This is a genomic window from Bacteroides muris (ex Fokt et al. 2023), from assembly GCF_024704895.1.
Taxonomy (GTDB): domain Bacteria; phylum Bacteroidota; class Bacteroidia; order Bacteroidales; family Bacteroidaceae; genus Bacteroides; species Bacteroides muris.
The window spans coordinates 18,289-34,449 of record NZ_JAMZEE010000046.1 but is presented as its reverse complement, the minus strand read 5'-3'; the positions used below and the strand labels follow the sequence as shown (position 1 = coordinate 34,449).

Here is a 16,161-nt window from a genome sequence, read left to right as displayed (position 1 = left end):
CCACTGTTTATCAGTAAGGTTAGTTGAGTATTGTTCCATAACTCTAATTGATTGACACTCATAAAGCTACAAATAAATCTCCAATTAACCTACTGATTTACAATACATTATTCATTGCAATAACGTTTATCTTCAATAAATTTTAAACAGCTTCTCAATGACCTCAAAGATTCCCTCGAAAAGCAATCAGCTACGGTTGAAAATTACAGGAAAGAAATGGAGCTTATGAGAAAGCAGCTTGATGCAAAAGACGATGTGAACAGGATGCTGGCAAACGAGATTTCCAGTCTCAGGCTTCAGCTTGAGGACAGCAGGAAACACCGTTTCGGCCGTACTTCCGAGCAAAGAAGGCTGCTGAACAACCGTAACATTGACAGGTCTGCAATGGAGAAATCCGAGTATGACGGTTCTGACAAGGAGGATGATGATGATAATAATAAGGCCGATGGTAACGAAGCCGGCGGCAATACCTCTTCCGACAACGCAACTGCACAGAGCAATAAACCTTCAAGAAGAAAGGAAACCGCACCACGTGCCGTGAAAACCAAATTGAAAGTTGACAAAGTAGTAGTACATGAAGTGGACGAGTATTACACGCTTCCCGAAGGAGGACGTTTCATGAACCGCAACGGTATGCCTGATGTGTGGGAATACAGGGTCATAGAACATGTAAGGGCTCATAACGTGGAGCATGTCTGCAAGGTGGCAAGGGTGAAGCTTGCGGACGGCACTTTCGCGAACACGATGGAACATCCGCTGAAAGACCTTGGAGGCATCTTCTCTCCTGAACTGCTTGCCCGTCTGCTCTGTCTGAAATACGACTTCAGCATGCCGGAGAACAGGCAGATAAGACTGCTTGCCAGAGAGGGCATCCACATAAGCAACACCACACTGAACAGCTATATCCATAACGGAATCGCCAAACTCAAGGATTTTATCGGAGAGGTATTCAAGGGGTTTGTACAGCAGGCTGAATATCTTATGGTTGATGAGACGACCGAACTTGTAGGCGTCGAAACAAAGGAAGGCAAGGCTTACAGGAGAAAGTACTTATGGGCATTCTTTGCAAAGCATATGAAGATGGTCTATTATCACTATAACAACGGCAGCAGGTCATCCGATGCGGCGAAGTCGTTCCTGGAACATTTTATGGGGACCCTGTCCACTGACGGATATACGGTTTACAGAATGTTTGATGGAGAAGACTCAAGGGTGCTTCATATAGGATGCTGGACGCACTGCAGAAGGTTGTGGGTTGACGCCTTGCCTTCGGACAGGACAGCGACGGAGATAATAGACTCCATCGGCGATATGTTCATGAATGAAGATCTGTTCCGCACCATGAAGCTCAGCGGTGAGCAGATAAAGGGGAAAAGACGGAAGCTTACAGGACCGATCCTTGAAAGTATCCATCATAAGGTGGTCATGATGATGCAGGATGCGAAGATTATGGCTAACGAACTGATGAGAAAGGCTGCCAATTATACGTTAAACCAGTGGAAGTCCCTGAGAAATATCCTCAAGGACGGTGCAGCGGAAATATCGAACAACCTCTGTGAACAAAGGATGAAACCGGTAAAGCTGTTGCTCAAGAACTGCATGGACATAGGCAGTGAGGATGCGGCAGAAAACTCGGCATTCGTCTTCTCTCTGATAGAAAGCTGCAAGCTTAATGGCATAGACCCCCAGGATTACCTGAAGCACCTGTTCGAATGTATTCTTCATGGTAAGGACTGTGACAAGAAGACTCTTCTGCCATGTTTTTATAAACCGGAATGTTAAAACAAAAATATTTTCTTGCGGGCATTTTTATTTTATCGGCTGAAAAACAGCCGATAAAATTGTCGTGGCGGAAAATAGAATGATTACGCTCATGTGGTTATCGGCCGTTGGGCAGACGTGGTGGAAGGTGCTGTGTTCAAGAAGTGGGGAATTGTGAAAGAGTTCTCGCAGGAATGCAAAAAGGTAGGAATAGGGCAGGACTTCGGCTTTACTAATGATCCTTCCGCTGCTGTAAGATGTGGCATTATTGATAACCGTTTGTATGTTGATGAACTTTTCTATGAGACGGATATGCTTTCATCAGCTATTGCCAACAGGTTAAAGCCTTTCTCTATGAAAGTTTTTGCCGATTCGCAAGACCCTCGATTGATTCAAGAGATAAAGAACAGAGGCGTGAATATCTATCCGGTAGATAAGTTTCCCGGTTCAATCAAAGCGGGTATTGATAAGATTAAAGACATGGAGTTCTCTGTAACAGAACGCTCTTACAATCTTATTACTAAACTTCGGAAATATGTTTGGGACAAAGATAAGGATGGAAACTACATCAATGAGCCAGTAGATGAATATAATCATTTGATGGATGCCATTAGATATTATGTATTGGGTTGTTTGCTTGGACGCATTTTGAAACCGAAAGATTTAACAGGAATATTCACACACTAAAATTATAGATTATGCCATTGAGTTTAGAAGAAATATTGAATCTGTCTGACATCGGTCAGAAAATCACCTACCTAAAGAAAGGAAGAAAGACCGAACTTCCCGACCGTTGTAAACTTTGGGACGATTGGAATCCGGAACGCCATGAAATCATGGTGGATAAAGAGAAGTATCCGGATAGAAAAGTGCTTGAAAAGGAAGCGGAGAAGGTTTTTGATGAAAAGACTGGTAAGACCTACGAAACCGAAGCACAATACAAGACCGAACCGGTAAACCGTATCTCTATCCCTTAGCAGGATATAGTGAACATTCAAACTGCTTTCACAGTCGGCACTGAACCGTCGATGGATTGTACTCCGACCGACGATGATGAAAATTAAGTTCGAAGCTGAAACGCTTACTAACATGGCTTATGATATGTCAAACACTCCAAGAATATCCTTTGAAACGTTGAAGGGGGTAGGCAAAGCATCAGGAACCGCTTTCCGCTTTAGGTTCTATCAATCCAACCGAGTTTAGCAAGGCGTCGCAGACCATTGACATAGAAACAGAACTGGTTCCATATATGATTGATGATTTGAGTGATAAGGTGACTACTGCGTTTTCCGCTGTCAGTGGTGGCATTTGGTCCACACGTGAGGGAATCATGTTTGCCGGGAATGCTGATAGGGTAGAAGAGGAACTTGCAGAAATCAAAGAGGAGCAAACGGCAAAGAATAACAATGCAGCGTCTCCTAACCCCAAGGGATAATTCATTGCTTCATGTTTTTATAGTACTATTGAGCGTAGCTAATTTAGTTCTGCTTTTTTATTACTAAATTCTATATTATAGAATATATTTTCTGGAAAAATTTTATAATTCAAAATTAATTCCTAAGTAACTAATCAAAATTAAGCAGCATAATGGCTAAAGTTAATATTCAGTCGTGTTCCTATCGCCGCCAAAGCCCTGTTGGTGGCATAAAACAGCGATTCGGTAGTGACATAATCCTGTGGTCGGAGCCATTTCCCTTTCATAATACGCCAAAGGGTCTCCACAATGTTCAAATGAGGAGAGTATGGAGGAATGTAGAAGAGAAAAAGTCCCCGTTTTTCCCATATTGGACGCATTCGCTTTATTTTCTCATTACGATGTACACTTGCATTGTCAAGGACAACAAATGTCTTTCTGTAGAGCTTGAAAGAGAATCTGTCGAGGAAATCAACAACTTTCTCTACATCGACAGAATCGCAGGTGCAGAATCCTTCAAAGCGGTTATTCCTGTCAATCATGCCAAAGATGTTGAGCCGTTTGGCTTTTTCGACAGGAATGTAAACGTCTTCTCCGGCAAACTGCCACCCATAAGGGACATGGCCTTCCGTGCAGATATGAGATTCGTCACCATAGAAGAGGTCGATGGAGCCTTTTTCAAAAAGTGTTTCAAGTTCTTGCAGCTTCTCGGTCTTATACGCATAGAGCAGCGGCGAGGGCTTACCCTTAGGACGTTTTCTTATACGTCTATATCTTGCGCCAATGCGGATAAAAAACGTTTGAACGTCGATTCGCTCGCTTCCTTGCCCGAAGCATTCTGCCAGGCTTCTTTGGCTGCACGCACACTCTGCCGGTCCGATTCGATGGCTTTGCGCACGGATTCCTCGTCCGAACAGTCCATGATGGCTTTGCGACCTTGTCCCGGACGTGTGTATAATCCTTGGATTCCTTGGCTTTCGAAACGTTTGACCCAACTGCCAACGGTTTGGGCGGTCATTTCCGTTTGTGCTCCCACTTGGGGCGCACTCAAGCCCTCTGCTTTGAGCAGTATGGCGCGGCAACGTATACGAAAACAATGGCTTTCGCCTGTCCGGAAACCGGTGGTAAGTTCCCGACGTTCGGAACCGCTCAGCGCCAATTTCTTGATTTTCATTTATCACGCAGTTTTGTTCGAGGCAAAGATAATGTAATTTCGACATAGGTGAAATAATTATGAATAACTACTTATTTTTGCATCAAATAAGAGAGGTATGAGAATTGTATCACATAGAAAATTGAAAGAGTTCTACGAGACGAAAGGGTATGAGGATTCACGCATAGCCTTAGAACGTTGGTATGATATAGCGGAAAAAGCTGAATGGAAGAACCTATCAGACATTAAAGTGGATTTTCTTTCAGTTGATTATCACGGCTCTTTCATTTAAAATCGGTCGAAGTTTACGAAAATAGTGGTATTTTATAGCGAAAATGTCTACCTTTGCACACAGCGATGCCGAAGCACCGCCTTCGGTGTTTCTTTATCATAAAATTAAAATTTAAAAAAGAGGCGGAGTGGCCGAGAAGGCTCTTCTGCTTCGATTTTCGCTACGCGAAAATACGCATTATTCGCCTGATATGCAATATTTTCGGTTTAATATATATTAAAAAGAAACATCGTTTTTACCCTGCGTGCAGCATCATGGACAGACTGGTTGATTTTGCCTCGTCAGTGCCGGATTTCCGCAGAACAGACAAGGGAAACCACCGTCACAGACTCCGGGATATCATAATGCTGATGGTACTTGGTCGTGCCTCTGGATTTGTCGGTCGTGCTGATATAATTGCTTTCGGCAAACACAATATCAAAAAGTTCCGCAAAATGGGGATGTTGAAAAATGGAGTACCGTCCGAAGCGACCCTTTGCCGAGTAGATAGTGGGATAAATGACTGCGCCATGGCCGACAGGATGCAGGGATTTGTCTAAGTGTTTCATGCTCAGTTGTGTAGCCGATCCGGGCGGGAGATAATCTGTATTGACGGCAAGGCCGAGCGGGGCACGGTTCTGGCGAACGGACGAAATCCGGATATCGTGTCGGCTTACTCGTTCAACACAGGCATAACGCTGGCAACAGAGGCCTGTCCGGAGAAAAGCAATGAAATAAAGGCTATCCCACAACTTATCGACAAACTTGATTTTGCCGGAAAGACTGTGACAGCCGACGCCATGTCCATGCAAAAGGACATCATAGACAGGATAAGAGGTAAAGGTGCTGATTTTCTCATTGAACTCAAGGCCAACCAGCCTTCGCTACGTTACGGAGTGGAAGACAGACTCAAAGAGTATAAGCCGCTATATTCTTATACTGATGGTCCCGAACTCGGTCATGGAAGAATCGAGACAAGAACATACAACATATATGACGGTCTCGAAATTATTGCCGACAAGGAGAAATGGGGCGGAAACATGACGATTATAGAATACATGGCCCAGACCGTCAGAAAGACGACCGCGATAAATACACGTGAAAAACGTCTGTATGTGAGCAGTCTGCCGGCTGACACGCCCTCCATGGGTTCCATTGTGCGCCATCACTGGTCGATAGAAAGTATGCATTGGGGACTGGATGTAAATCTGCTGCAAGACAAGGTGAAGCGCAAGTCGGCAAAGGCCGCCCGCAACCTTGATACAATACAAAGAATTGTCTACTCGGTATTTTCTATATGGAAAGGGTTGCGCAAAAAGCGATCTGACAAGAGAAAAGGCGTGGCAGAACTTATGCGCCATGTCTCAATGAGTTTTACCCGATTAATGCGGTTTCTTTACCAAAAATGAAATAAATCTGATTTTTAGAAAAAGATAACTGCTTGAAGTACAATCATAAAAAAATCACCCGATTCTCAACAAACCGGGTAAGGGATAATATGTCTTTATTTTTATCTTAAATGAAAGAGCCGTGGTTGATTATGTAGGTAATCAACACTATGTATTCAATATCAGAGGCAACAACTATCGGTTGGTTGTCGTTGTTAAGTTTACAATTGGGTATGTCTTCATTCGCTGGGTTGGTACTCATAAAGATTACAATAAGATAGATTGTTCAACCATTTAAGAGATAGAAGTATGAATAAAGTAACAAAAGAACAGTATGAATTTGCTTTGGCGAGAGTGGAGGAACTTCTGCCATTGGTTGATGACAATACGCCTTCAAATGATAAGAATGCGGTGGAGCTTACACTTATGTCCGATATTGTGATAGCATATGAAAAAGAACATTATCCGATAGAAAAACCGACTGTTGCGGAATTGATAGAGCTATCTCTTGAAGAGAAAGGGATGAGTCAAAAGCAACTTGCTGGTGAGATTGGTATAAGTCCATCGCGTGTGAATGACTATATTTCTGGACGTTCGGAACCGACCCTCAGAATTGCGAGATTGCTATGTCGAGTGCTGAATATACCTCCAGCCGCGATGTTGGGTTTCTGATTAGTTCATAAGAAGAATATTTAGGTGTGACTGTTATCACGCCTTTTTTTATACAATTTTACGACAATCGTTTTAGAGCCTGTTTAAAAATGCCTGAAATCTTTTTCTAAAGAGGTTTCCGTATCCGCCAGATTATTTCTTTCTTTGAAGCGACCAAACTTAAAAAAAGATGTATCATACAGATTTAACGGAAACCGATTGGCAATATATAACAAAAGTATTGAACCTGCAAGAAAGAAAGCGAAAATATGATTTGCGATTGATTTGGAACGCTATATTTTACCTGGTAAAGACAGGTTGTCAATGGCGGATGCTTCCTCTTGACTTTCCCAAGTGGCAGTTGGTCTATTACTACTATCGCAAATGGGCCTCTCAATTGGATTTTGACTTGTTGTTAGAGAAATTACGTGGGCATGTACGTGTGAAACGTGGTCAAAGCATGGCTTTCTTATTGCCGTTATGGTCACCATAGCTAATGTGCATGACAGTAAAGCCGCTTATTTGCTGATGAGGGTTCTTAAGGAGATGTGCTCCAGTGTAAAAAACATCCTTGTCGATGGAGGTTACCGAGGAGAACTTGTCGATAACATAAGAAAGAAATTCGGATATGTCATTCAGGTTGTTATCAGCGCGTACAAGGAACAGTGATTCAGACCCATTCAAAAGAGATGGATTGTGGAAAGAACATTCTCATGGATGGATTACAATAGAAGGCTCTGCCGAAACTATGAACTAACATTCGATTCGGCAGAGGAAATGGTCAAATTAGCCACTATAAGATTATTATTGAAGAAAATTTAAACAGGCTCTTATTGTCGTGTATCACCTATCTGATAATTTTTCATCTTCTTTATAAATAACGAAATTTACCGTAGAAATTTATAAATCAAATTCATACGGTATGACAATCTTAGAACAAATCTTGGCAGGGCTACAACAGAAATTCGCTGGGGTGGACACTGCTATCTTGACCCGAATAGCTACTAAAAAGGCAGAGGGTGTAACGGACGAGACAAAGGTAAACTCCGTTGTTGAGGGTATCAGTTTTCCGGACGTGCTTAATTCCTATGGTGATTTCCGTGCCGGGGATGCTTCCAAGACCGCAGTTTCCAACTACGAGAAGAGACATAACCTTAAAGACGGTAAGCCAATTGAGACTACCACAACCACCAAAACGGAAGAAAATAAAGACGATGTGCCTGCATGGGCGCAAGCCTTAATTGATTCCAACAAGAGCCTTTCTGACAAGCTAACACAGTTTGAAATGGAAAAGGCTCAAGCAACACGTAGCCAGCAGATTTTGGCAAAGGCTAAGGAATATGGTATTCCCGAAAACTACGCCAAACGATGCGCCATTAAGGACGATGAGGACTTGGATGCATACTTCAAGGGCGTAACCCCTCCCGAAACGGCGGAAGAGAAGATTGAGAAAGAATCTGAATCTATCGCTAAGATGATTGACGAGAGAACGAAAACTATTGTTGAACAAAACAAGAATTAATTATGTCATCAGGATTTAAGTATGACTTAGTTCCGCCCGTTGAGCAAGAGGAACGCCACGATGTCCAGACCGGTATTCGTAGACGTGGCCCGTTCAAACTCGACACGCAGAACCTGGTAGTGGGAAGTTTTCTTTCCGGATTTACGCCGATTTGTGCGGACTTGAAAAACAAGTTCGCTTATGCGGTAATCAATGTGAGAGTTGTGGAAGCCTATACTACTGGTGGAGAGGCTTTGTCTATCAAGATAGCAAAGGATTCTCTGGCTTATGTGGGCATGTTTATCGGAAGCGGCAAGAAAGGTGCAGAAGTAACGGCAATGATATGATCTTGTCGCTTTTTGTTCCGGGAATGGCTACTGCCAATGTATCTTTGCCTCCATGGCCGTCTTTATTGGTCAGGAACGTCCCCCAAATAAATTTGATATATTTGTAGACCTTTGATTATCAATAATGGAACTAGTTTCTATATCGTACTGGTATGGGTAGAGGGAATTGTTCCACTAAATAAAAACTTAAATGGAAAAGCCGTGTTCAGATATTTCTTTTACGTAAAATAACACTTGTTATGACTGTGCTAAAAACCTTAAAAGAAGTAAAAAGTTTTTGCTTCTATGCCATTGTAAACTAACTTTGAAAATCAACTTTTAAATGAATTAAAGCATATGAAAAAATTAATCTTATCTATCGCACTATGTTGTGCAGTTACGAGTTTCTTTGCGCAGAATGCTGACCCTGCCCAGTTGGTCAATGATGGTAAAGCTGCTCTTGAAGCTAAAAATTATCAGGAAGCTTACACAAAATTTAGTACTTATCTGACACAAACAAACAATCAAGATTCTGTAATTGCATATAACTGTGGTGTTTGTGCCGATAAGATTAAGAAACCTGCCGAAGCTTTGAAGTATTTTGATATTGCTGTGCAGAAAAAGTATAACTTGGCAAATGCTTACATAGGTAAAGTCAGCGCTTTGAAAGATTTGAAGAAAAATGATGAGTATATTGCTACTTTAAAGGAAGGATTGGAAGTAAATCCCGGTAATAAGACTTTGACTAAATTGTATGCCACTTATTACGTAAATCAAGGTATTATGGCGCAGAAAGCCAAAAAGATGGATGCAGCCGAAGAAGCATTTAAACAGGCCATAGCTATCCAAGCAGATAATGTAAATGCGCTTAATAGTCTGGGTTCTTTATATTATAGCAAGGGTGCCAATACCATGAAAACAGATGTAGAAAAAGCAAAAGTTGAATTCAAGGAAGCCAAAGAATATTTGGGTAAACTTATTCCATTGCTCTCTGTAGACAAACCAGCTCAAAAGAAGATGATGGATAATGCAAAAACAATGTTGAACTTCATCGACAGTCAATTGAAATAAAAGGCTCCTAAATAAAAAGAGGGGGATGTGTCAAAACTAAGGCACATCCCCTTCTTTTTTTGTCTATGCGACTATTTTTCCAGTAATTAGGTAATAAGGCTTAATATTCGACGTATTTTGAGTCACACGTGGTCTGATTATATCCGGGTTTGGTCTGCCCATTTCTCATGGCGTCTTCTTTCATGCGCATGAAGGTGGCATCAGGATTGGTCTTGGAGTAAGAGTTGCGTTCTCCAAGAGTATCAAGATGGTTGTCGTATTCCATCAACTTGTCACGGTACTGCTCAAGTTCCCGGACCTGTTTCTTCTTTTCCCGGATGACTTTCTTTTGTTCCTTGTCCTTTGTTACAGGCTGGTGTTCCAGCACCTCTTTAAGTCCATTCACTATATCTGAGAGCATGGCGGGAGTGAACTCTACGGGTGTGTCTTTCATGGAGTTCTCTTGGGCTATGACTTCATCCACCTGCTCCAGGAGAATGCGGATCTTATCCATCAGCTTTGTACCATTGTCGGCAAGGACAAGAACCAACTGCGTGAATACGGTATTTATTTCCTTTTCTACACGGTTTCAAAAACGGTTGATGGTAATAAAATCCGGATGTTCATTACCGGAAAGCCGGATATAATGAATGTCACGCAGGAGAAGCTTCTCTATTTTCCGGCACGAATAGATATTGTTCATGTAGGCATAGATAATCACTTTAAGCATCATTTCAGGATGATAAGGACAACGACCGGTTGCCTTATAAAGCTTCTTGAAATTGTCAAGATTGAGGTTATCAACAACAGTATTAACTATGCGAACCGGATTGTTCGCTGCTATGTTTTCATCAATTCTTCCGGGAAAAAGAACTGTTGGGTTGGGAATGTAAGGACGAAAATGTAACTTTGCCATAACGAAAAACTTTATGCCTAAAGACACAAAAACTTTGGGTAATAACAAAGCCCGGGCTTGTGAAAGTCGGGGCTTTGTGCATAAAAAGAGGTTGTGCCAGCGTTTTGACACAACCTCCTTTTTTGTATTATGAAATGACTACTTGGTTCTTCTCAGCACAACGGCTGTACGTGCCGGTATGTAAAGCTTTAGCCACTCCTTCTTGTCTTTTTTGTAAAGTGGGTCGTGGATGGTAAAGTGCTTGATGGTATCATCTGTTAAACCATTACCTCCATAATTTGGATTATCAGTATTCAAAATAACTTCATAGGTTCCGGCAGGAACCAAGAAACCGTAATCAGTAAAAGACTGTTTGGGGTTGAAGTTGAATACAAAAATCAAATCTTTACGCATATAGGCCAATATCTGGTCACCGTCATTGTGCCATATTTCTTGGACCGGAGTAGCCTGAAAATTCTTTATGCTTTTTACAACTCCCAACATCGCAGCATCAAAGTCACCCATATAATGGTATGCCAGGTTTTTATTATCCACCAAATCCCATTGACGGCGGGCATATTTGCAAGACCAGCCGTTACCTTCACGGGGGAAGTCAATCCATTCCGGATGTCCGAATTCATTGCCCATAAAGTTAAGATAACCACCGTTGATAGTAGTTGTAGTCAGTAAACGTATCATTTTATGGAGAGAAATACCCCGATTTACGGTATAGTTCTCGTCTCCTTTCTGCATGTGCCAGTACATATCCGCATCAATCAGACGGAAAATGATGGTTTTGTCACCCACTAAAGCTTGGTCATGGCTTTCCGCATAGGAGATGGTCTTTTCATCTTTGCGGCGGTTGGTCACTTCCCAGAACATGCTGGATGGCTTCCAGTCTTCATCTATTTTTTCTTTGATTGTCTTAATCCAATAATCGGGAATATTCATGGCCATGCGGTAATCAAACCCGTAGCCGCCATCTTCATATTTAGCTGCAAGTCCGGGCATTCCCGACACTTCTTCGGCAATGGTAATGGCTTTGGCATTGACTTGATGGATAAGCCGATTGGCAAGTGTCAGATAACAAATGGCATTGTCGTCTTGATGTCCGTTGAAATAATCTCCATAATTACAGAACGCTTCTCCCAAGCCATGACTATAATACAACATGGAGGTTACTCCGTCAAAACGGAAGCCATCGAAATGATATTCCTCCAACCAGAATTTACAGTTAGATAGCAGGAAATGAATAACTTCGTTCTTGCCGTAATCAAAGCAAAGTGAATCCCAGGCTGGGTGTTCCCGGCGTCCACCAGGATAGAAATATTGGTTAGGATCACCGGCAAAGTTACCTAAGCCTTCCACTTCATTTTTCACTGCGTGTGAATGGACAATGTCCATGATAACTGCAATCCCCATATTATGGGCTGTATCAATCAGCTCTTTCAGTTCCTCTGGAGTACCGAAACGGGAAGATGCTGCAAAGAAACTGGAAACATGGTATCCGAAACTACCATAGTATGGATGTTCTTGAATAGCCATAATCTGTATGCAGTTATATCCCTCTTTGGCGATACGGGGAAGAATCCTTTCCTGAAACTCCTTGTAGCTGCCCACCTTCTCTTCCTGCTGAGCCATACCGATATGGCACTCATATATCAACAAAGGATCCGTAGACGGCTTGAAAGACCGCTTTTTCATTTTATACGGTTTCTCCGGAGCCCAGACCTGGGCACTGAATATTTTAGTCTGCTCATCCTGAACGACACGTGTAGTCCATGCAGGGATACGTTCGCCGCAACCGCCATCCCAATGTACCATCAGTTTGTACAAATCACCGTGTTTTATGGCATTGGCAGGAAGTTTGATTTCCCAATTGCCGTTTGCTTCGCGTTTCAGGCTGTATTTCTTTTCTTCCTTCCAATCATTAAAAGTTCCGACTATAAATATCTGGGTTGCATTGGGCGCCCATTCGCGGAAAACCCAGCCGTCGTTAGTTCGATGCAGACCGAAATAGAGGTATCCGGATGCGAAATCAGATAAGGTTAGCTTTCCTTTATTGGTCAGTTCCAATTCTTTGTCTATGGCATGTTGATGACGTCCGTTGATGGCATCGGCAAAAGGTTCCAGCCATGGGTCATTCTTGATTAAATTCAATGTTTCCATAAAAAGGATGAGTTTTGGATATTGATAAATTTACGCTTTAACTTTCACAATCACTTTCTTTACACCGTAAGGAGTAATGCCCGGGGCGTGCCCATCTTGAGGGAAAAAGATGGTAAACATGCCAGGCTTTACTGTAATGTAGTCCTCTGCCAGTCCCTCAAAAAAAGTGATGTCTTTTTCCGCATTGTAGGGGGCATCAACGGGGAGGCAGTCTTTAGCAGCAGTATAACCCATTATCTCTGTACCGGATAATGGAATCTGGATATCAATATAGTCTTTATGGGTTTCCAGTTTGGCATTCTCTTTTTCTTTTGGATTTGTCTGGACCACGTTGACCAGCAAGTCCTTTCCTCTCAGTTCGGTCTTGCCGATTTCCAAAGAGTGCAGGTCATGTGATTTTAAAAAATCAATGGCCTGCTCAAACAGAGGATGCAACAACGTATATTTTTCTATGTTTTCAAGTCTGTCTATAACCATAATTTAAATGTTTTAAGTTAGTTATACTATATAATAGGTAAATTATTCAAAGTCGTCTATGGTGTAATTCACAAAATCGGAAAAACGCTTCATCTGCTTGAAGATGTCATCCATACAATCCAAAAAGTCTGGAGCAAGAAAGAAGCTATCCAGTTGGTAGCAGGCAACTGTATACTCTTTACACTGAAGGTATTTCAGATAGGGATAGTCCTTTGGAAATCCTTTTGGAGCCGTTTTAAGAAAATTTTCTCCGATGACGGGAAAGTATTGCTTGAAAGCGGAATCTTCCACTATACTACGAAACTCATCCATATTGTCATATACCGCTTGTCGCAGAGCTCTTAACAATGGCGGAGGAGGACAATAACTACCACCGGCCAACATGCAGTTTCCCGGCTCCAAATGCACGTAATAGCCACAATGGTTGGACTTCTTTCCTTTCGCATTGATATAGCCTCCCAGATGGGTCTTATAGGGAGTTTTATCTTCGGAAAAGCGTATATCGCGATAAATGCGGTATGTGCAGTCCTTTGCTTCTATACCGCGGATACTTTCATCAAACAAAGAGATACGGGAGATAATTATTGTAAGCAAGTTCTCAAACTCGCTACGGGCGAATTCATACAGTTCCCGATGAGAATTGAACCATTCACGATTGTTGTTTGCAGACAGTTCTTTCAAAAATTGAAATATAACAGGGATATTCATATCATATTCTTTCCTTATTATCTGCCAAATTTACGGATAATATTTCTAACATGCTACAAAGAAGGGTAAAAAAAAGCATCGGCTCTGGTAAACCGATGCTCCTTACACATTTATCAATCAAACAGACGCTTCTGTTTTTGATGTACTTACTTATCACAAGCGGGTACGTCCTTTTAATTAATCTTATATCTAATACTATGAAAAACACATTTATATAACACAACAAATTGGGATTTTGTTCATGCAGATGAGGATAACTTTTGCATAAAAATGAGCGGGTCATTTTATTCTATATCCGGTTTGCACTATCTTTGCAAGAAAATATGTAGAATATGACCGAATATAAGTTTGATGAAGATAGCGTTAAATCGCTGATAGCTTGGGCAGAAAGTACATCTTTCCCTCAAAGTGTAACATTATCTGATGCTGAGAACATAGTGGATGTAAAACGCTTTGTGCAAGCTAACTTGAGTGATATAGATGCACATTATCCTGATGTATTTTATAATCCTGCCATCACGCGGCTATATCGGCTGAAGGAGTATATGGAAGAGAACCAATAAAGAATTGGCACTGATTATGCGGAAAACTACGAAGTGATTATGAAACCTGTGTTGTTCCGCATAACCAGTGCCGGATTTTATAAAATCATCTGGGCTATGACTTCCATTATAGCTTTATCTTAAGTATCTTTCCTCCATATCCTTCGACGGACACATTGGTAGCCTTGTAGGGAAGCAGACTTATGCTTTCTTCTTTTCCGCTGAGCAACTCCGTAGCTTTGTGCTGGTCCATTTGCGGTATTTGCAAGAAGTCGAAAGCATGTGAAGGAATATTAATGGCAAGGTCTGCTGAGATATGGTCGAAGTTCACGACGAACAGCAGCAGGTCTCTCTCAAATTTGCGCAGGAATGTATATTGCTTATGTTCATTAAAACGCCATCCGTTGACATTGGCATACATCAAATCGAAGAAATCTCCCTGGGAAATAGCTTTTTCCTCATTGCAAAGAGTCAGCAACCGTTTATAAATGCCGTATAGGTGTTTCTGGTCTTCCGTCAGCATCTTACCGTCAAACTTGCCGCCATTGCGCCAGCGACGGATAGCATCTACACTCCAATAGTCGAAGATGGTGGTACGTCCGTCCCGACCGCTGAAACCTTCACTATCCATGCCCAGCTCACCAAACTCCTGACCGAAATAAATCATCATCGGATTGGTGTTCATGCAGGCTGATACAATGAGTGCCGGAATCGCCTTGCGCGGGTTACTGGCAAAAAAGTCGGAAGCGATGCGTTGCTCGTCATGGTTTTCCAGGAAGTTCAGCATGCGTTTTTCTATACCTCCCAGACTTTGCCAAGAGCGGGTGATGGCAGTTGCCGATTCATATCCGCAAGTAACAGCCCGTAATGTATCATAAAGTCCTACTTTGTCATATAAATAATCAAATTTGCCACGAAACAAGTAATTTTTGTATTCTCCCGGGTTATAGACTTCGGCTATAAACAGCAGAGAGGGATATTGCTCCTTTACCTGCGGAATTGCCCATTCCCAGAACTCTACAGGAACCATCTCGGCCATATCGCAGCGGAAACCGTCTATATCCTTTCCCGCCCAGAATAGCATGATATCCAGCATCTTGGTCCATGTGTCGGGAATGGGGTCGAAATGGCAAGTTCCGCCGTTCTGATAATCCACTCCATAATTCAACTTTATAGTTTCGTACCAATCAGTGATGTTTGGATAAGCGTCAAAACGGTTGTTTCCGGTAGCTTTTGCCGGGAACTCCCTATAAGGTTCGGTGGCTGCACCTTTCATGTCAAATTGGCCATGCAGTTCCGATTTCGGGATATAATAGAAGTTATTATATGGGCTGAATGCATAGTTGGTATCATCGTTTGAACCCAGTTGTGAGGTGCCATCCGGCTGGGCATCCGAGTGATATTGACGAGCTACGTGGTTGGGAACGAAATCTATGATAACCTTCAGACCGCTTCGATGAGTGCGCTGCACCAGATTCTCAAACTCTTTCATACGTTCCGGTACATCCTTGGCAAGATCCGGATCTACATCATAATAGTCCTTGATGGCATAGGGAGATCCGGCTTTACCTTTCACAATAGCCGGATGGTCGGGTTGGATATTGTGACGGCGGTAGTCAGTTTGCGTAGCATGCTCGATGATGCCCGTGTACCAGATATGTGTAGCGCCAAGTTTTTTGATTTCCCCCAACGCCTTGGCTGTAAAGTCAGCCATCTTGCCGCATCCGTTTTCGGTGATGCTGCCATTATTGATGCAATGGTTATTGTTGTTTCCGAATAGTCGGGTGAACACTTGATAAATAATCAATTTGTTTTTGTCATTCATTTCTTTGTTTTCTATATTATAGAATGGTTA

Annotated in this window: 14 protein-coding genes and 7 pseudogenes; 14 read left to right on the top strand and 7 right to left on the bottom strand. The window is 42.2% G+C overall.

Going from position 1 to position 16,161, the window contains the following annotated elements; translation table 11 throughout:
* Positions 1-183: 183 nt before the first annotated feature.
* The 3 pseudogenes from tnpC to M1B78_RS15470 form a co-directional block, all read left to right on the top strand.
* Positions 184-1,782, top strand: a pseudogene (gene tnpC / locus M1B78_RS15480) (IS66 family transposase); the annotation flags it as partial.
* 84 nt (positions 1,783-1,866) lie between these two features.
* A pseudogene (locus M1B78_RS15475) lies at positions 1,867-2,448 on the top strand (terminase large subunit); the annotation flags it as partial.
* A gap of 11 nt (positions 2,449-2,459) precedes the next feature.
* Positions 2,460-3,196 (top strand): annotated as a pseudogene (locus tag M1B78_RS15470) (hypothetical protein).
* 140 nt (positions 3,197-3,336) lie between these two features.
* Here M1B78_RS15470 and M1B78_RS15465 read toward each other — a convergent pair.
* Complete coding sequence (locus tag M1B78_RS15465; RefSeq protein ID WP_257941153.1) at positions 3,337-3,966, bottom strand: transposase; 630 nt, start codon at positions 3,964-3,966, stop codon at positions 3,337-3,339.
* Positions 3,936-4,349 carry a helix-turn-helix domain-containing protein gene (locus M1B78_RS15460; protein ID WP_257941150.1) on the bottom strand — a complete coding sequence of 138 codons (414 nt, stop codon included), beginning with the start codon at positions 4,347-4,349 and terminating at the stop codon, positions 3,936-3,938. The genes M1B78_RS15465 and M1B78_RS15460 overlap by 31 nt, the downstream gene beginning before the upstream one ends.
* A gap of 97 nt (positions 4,350-4,446) precedes the next feature.
* Here M1B78_RS15460 and M1B78_RS15455 point away from each other — a divergent pair.
* From M1B78_RS15455 to M1B78_RS15405, 10 genes and pseudogenes are all read left to right on the top strand, one after another.
* Positions 4,447-4,611: pseudogene (locus M1B78_RS15455) on the top strand (type II toxin-antitoxin system HigB family toxin); the annotation flags it as partial.
* A 74-nt stretch (positions 4,612-4,685) separates the two neighbouring features.
* Positions 4,686-5,159 (top strand): transposase family protein, encoded by a 474-nt coding sequence (locus tag M1B78_RS18795; RefSeq protein WP_346015123.1) that lies wholly within the window; start codon positions 4,686-4,688, stop codon positions 5,157-5,159.
* Between the two features lie 15 nt (positions 5,160-5,174).
* The gene (locus M1B78_RS15445) at positions 5,175-6,008 is read left to right on the top strand and encodes an ISAs1 family transposase (RefSeq protein WP_257941148.1); all 834 of its coding nucleotides are present in this window, start codon (positions 5,175-5,177) and stop codon (positions 6,006-6,008) included.
* A 127-nt stretch (positions 6,009-6,135) separates the two neighbouring features.
* A pseudogene (locus M1B78_RS15440) lies at positions 6,136-6,285 on the top strand (type II toxin-antitoxin system HigB family toxin); the annotation flags it as partial.
* Between the two features lie 11 nt (positions 6,286-6,296).
* Positions 6,297-6,659, top strand: a complete 363-nt coding sequence (locus tag M1B78_RS15435) for a helix-turn-helix domain-containing protein (protein ID WP_136010795.1) — start codon at positions 6,297-6,299, stop codon at positions 6,657-6,659.
* Positions 6,660-6,828: 169 nt separating this feature from the next.
* Positions 6,829-7,131, top strand: coding sequence for a transposase (locus M1B78_RS15430; protein ID WP_257941147.1), 303 nt, complete (start codon positions 6,829-6,831; stop codon positions 7,129-7,131).
* Positions 7,119-7,307 (top strand): hypothetical protein, encoded by a 189-nt coding sequence (locus tag M1B78_RS15425; protein ID WP_246866948.1) that lies wholly within the window; start codon positions 7,119-7,121, stop codon positions 7,305-7,307. The genes M1B78_RS15430 and M1B78_RS15425 overlap by 13 nt, the downstream gene beginning before the upstream one ends.
* 253 nt (positions 7,308-7,560) lie before the next feature.
* Complete coding sequence (locus tag M1B78_RS15415) at positions 7,561-8,160, top strand: hypothetical protein (protein ID WP_176469637.1); 600 nt, start codon at positions 7,561-7,563, stop codon at positions 8,158-8,160.
* 2 nt (positions 8,161-8,162) lie between these two features.
* Positions 8,163-8,480 (top strand): annotated as a pseudogene (locus M1B78_RS15410) (head fiber protein); the annotation flags it as partial.
* A gap of 342 nt (positions 8,481-8,822) precedes the next feature.
* Positions 8,823-9,536, top strand: coding sequence for a tetratricopeptide repeat protein (locus tag M1B78_RS15405; RefSeq protein WP_257941146.1), 714 nt, complete (start codon positions 8,823-8,825; stop codon positions 9,534-9,536).
* A gap of 136 nt (positions 9,537-9,672) precedes the next feature.
* Here M1B78_RS15405 and M1B78_RS15400 read toward each other — a convergent pair.
* The 4 genes and pseudogenes from M1B78_RS15400 to M1B78_RS15385 all read right to left on the bottom strand — a co-directional run.
* Positions 9,673-10,431 (bottom strand): annotated as a pseudogene (locus M1B78_RS15400) (transposase); the annotation flags it as partial.
* A gap of 138 nt (positions 10,432-10,569) precedes the next feature.
* On the bottom strand, positions 10,570-12,579 hold the full coding sequence (locus M1B78_RS15395) for an alpha amylase C-terminal domain-containing protein (RefSeq protein WP_257941145.1): 2,010 nt from the start codon (positions 12,577-12,579) through the stop codon (positions 10,570-10,572).
* Positions 12,580-12,609: 30 nt separating this feature from the next.
* The gene (locus M1B78_RS15390; protein WP_136010809.1) at positions 12,610-13,056 is read right to left on the bottom strand and encodes a YhcH/YjgK/YiaL family protein; all 447 of its coding nucleotides are present in this window, start codon (positions 13,054-13,056) and stop codon (positions 12,610-12,612) included.
* A 42-nt stretch (positions 13,057-13,098) separates the two neighbouring features.
* Positions 13,099-13,764, bottom strand: a complete 666-nt coding sequence (locus M1B78_RS15385) for a DUF2461 domain-containing protein (protein WP_136010810.1) — start codon at positions 13,762-13,764, stop codon at positions 13,099-13,101.
* Between the two features lie 332 nt (positions 13,765-14,096).
* On the opposite strand from M1B78_RS15385, the gene M1B78_RS15380 reads away from it, so the two are divergent.
* Positions 14,097-14,327, top strand: coding sequence for a DUF6965 family protein (locus M1B78_RS15380; RefSeq protein ID WP_136010812.1), 231 nt, complete (start codon positions 14,097-14,099; stop codon positions 14,325-14,327).
* A 106-nt stretch (positions 14,328-14,433) separates the two neighbouring features.
* Here the strand turns inward: M1B78_RS15380 and M1B78_RS15375 are convergent, their stop codons facing one another.
* On the bottom strand, positions 14,434-16,131 hold the full coding sequence (locus M1B78_RS15375; RefSeq protein ID WP_257941144.1) for an alpha-amylase family protein: 1,698 nt from the start codon (positions 16,129-16,131) through the stop codon (positions 14,434-14,436).
* Between the last annotated feature and the right edge of the window lie 30 nt (positions 16,132-16,161).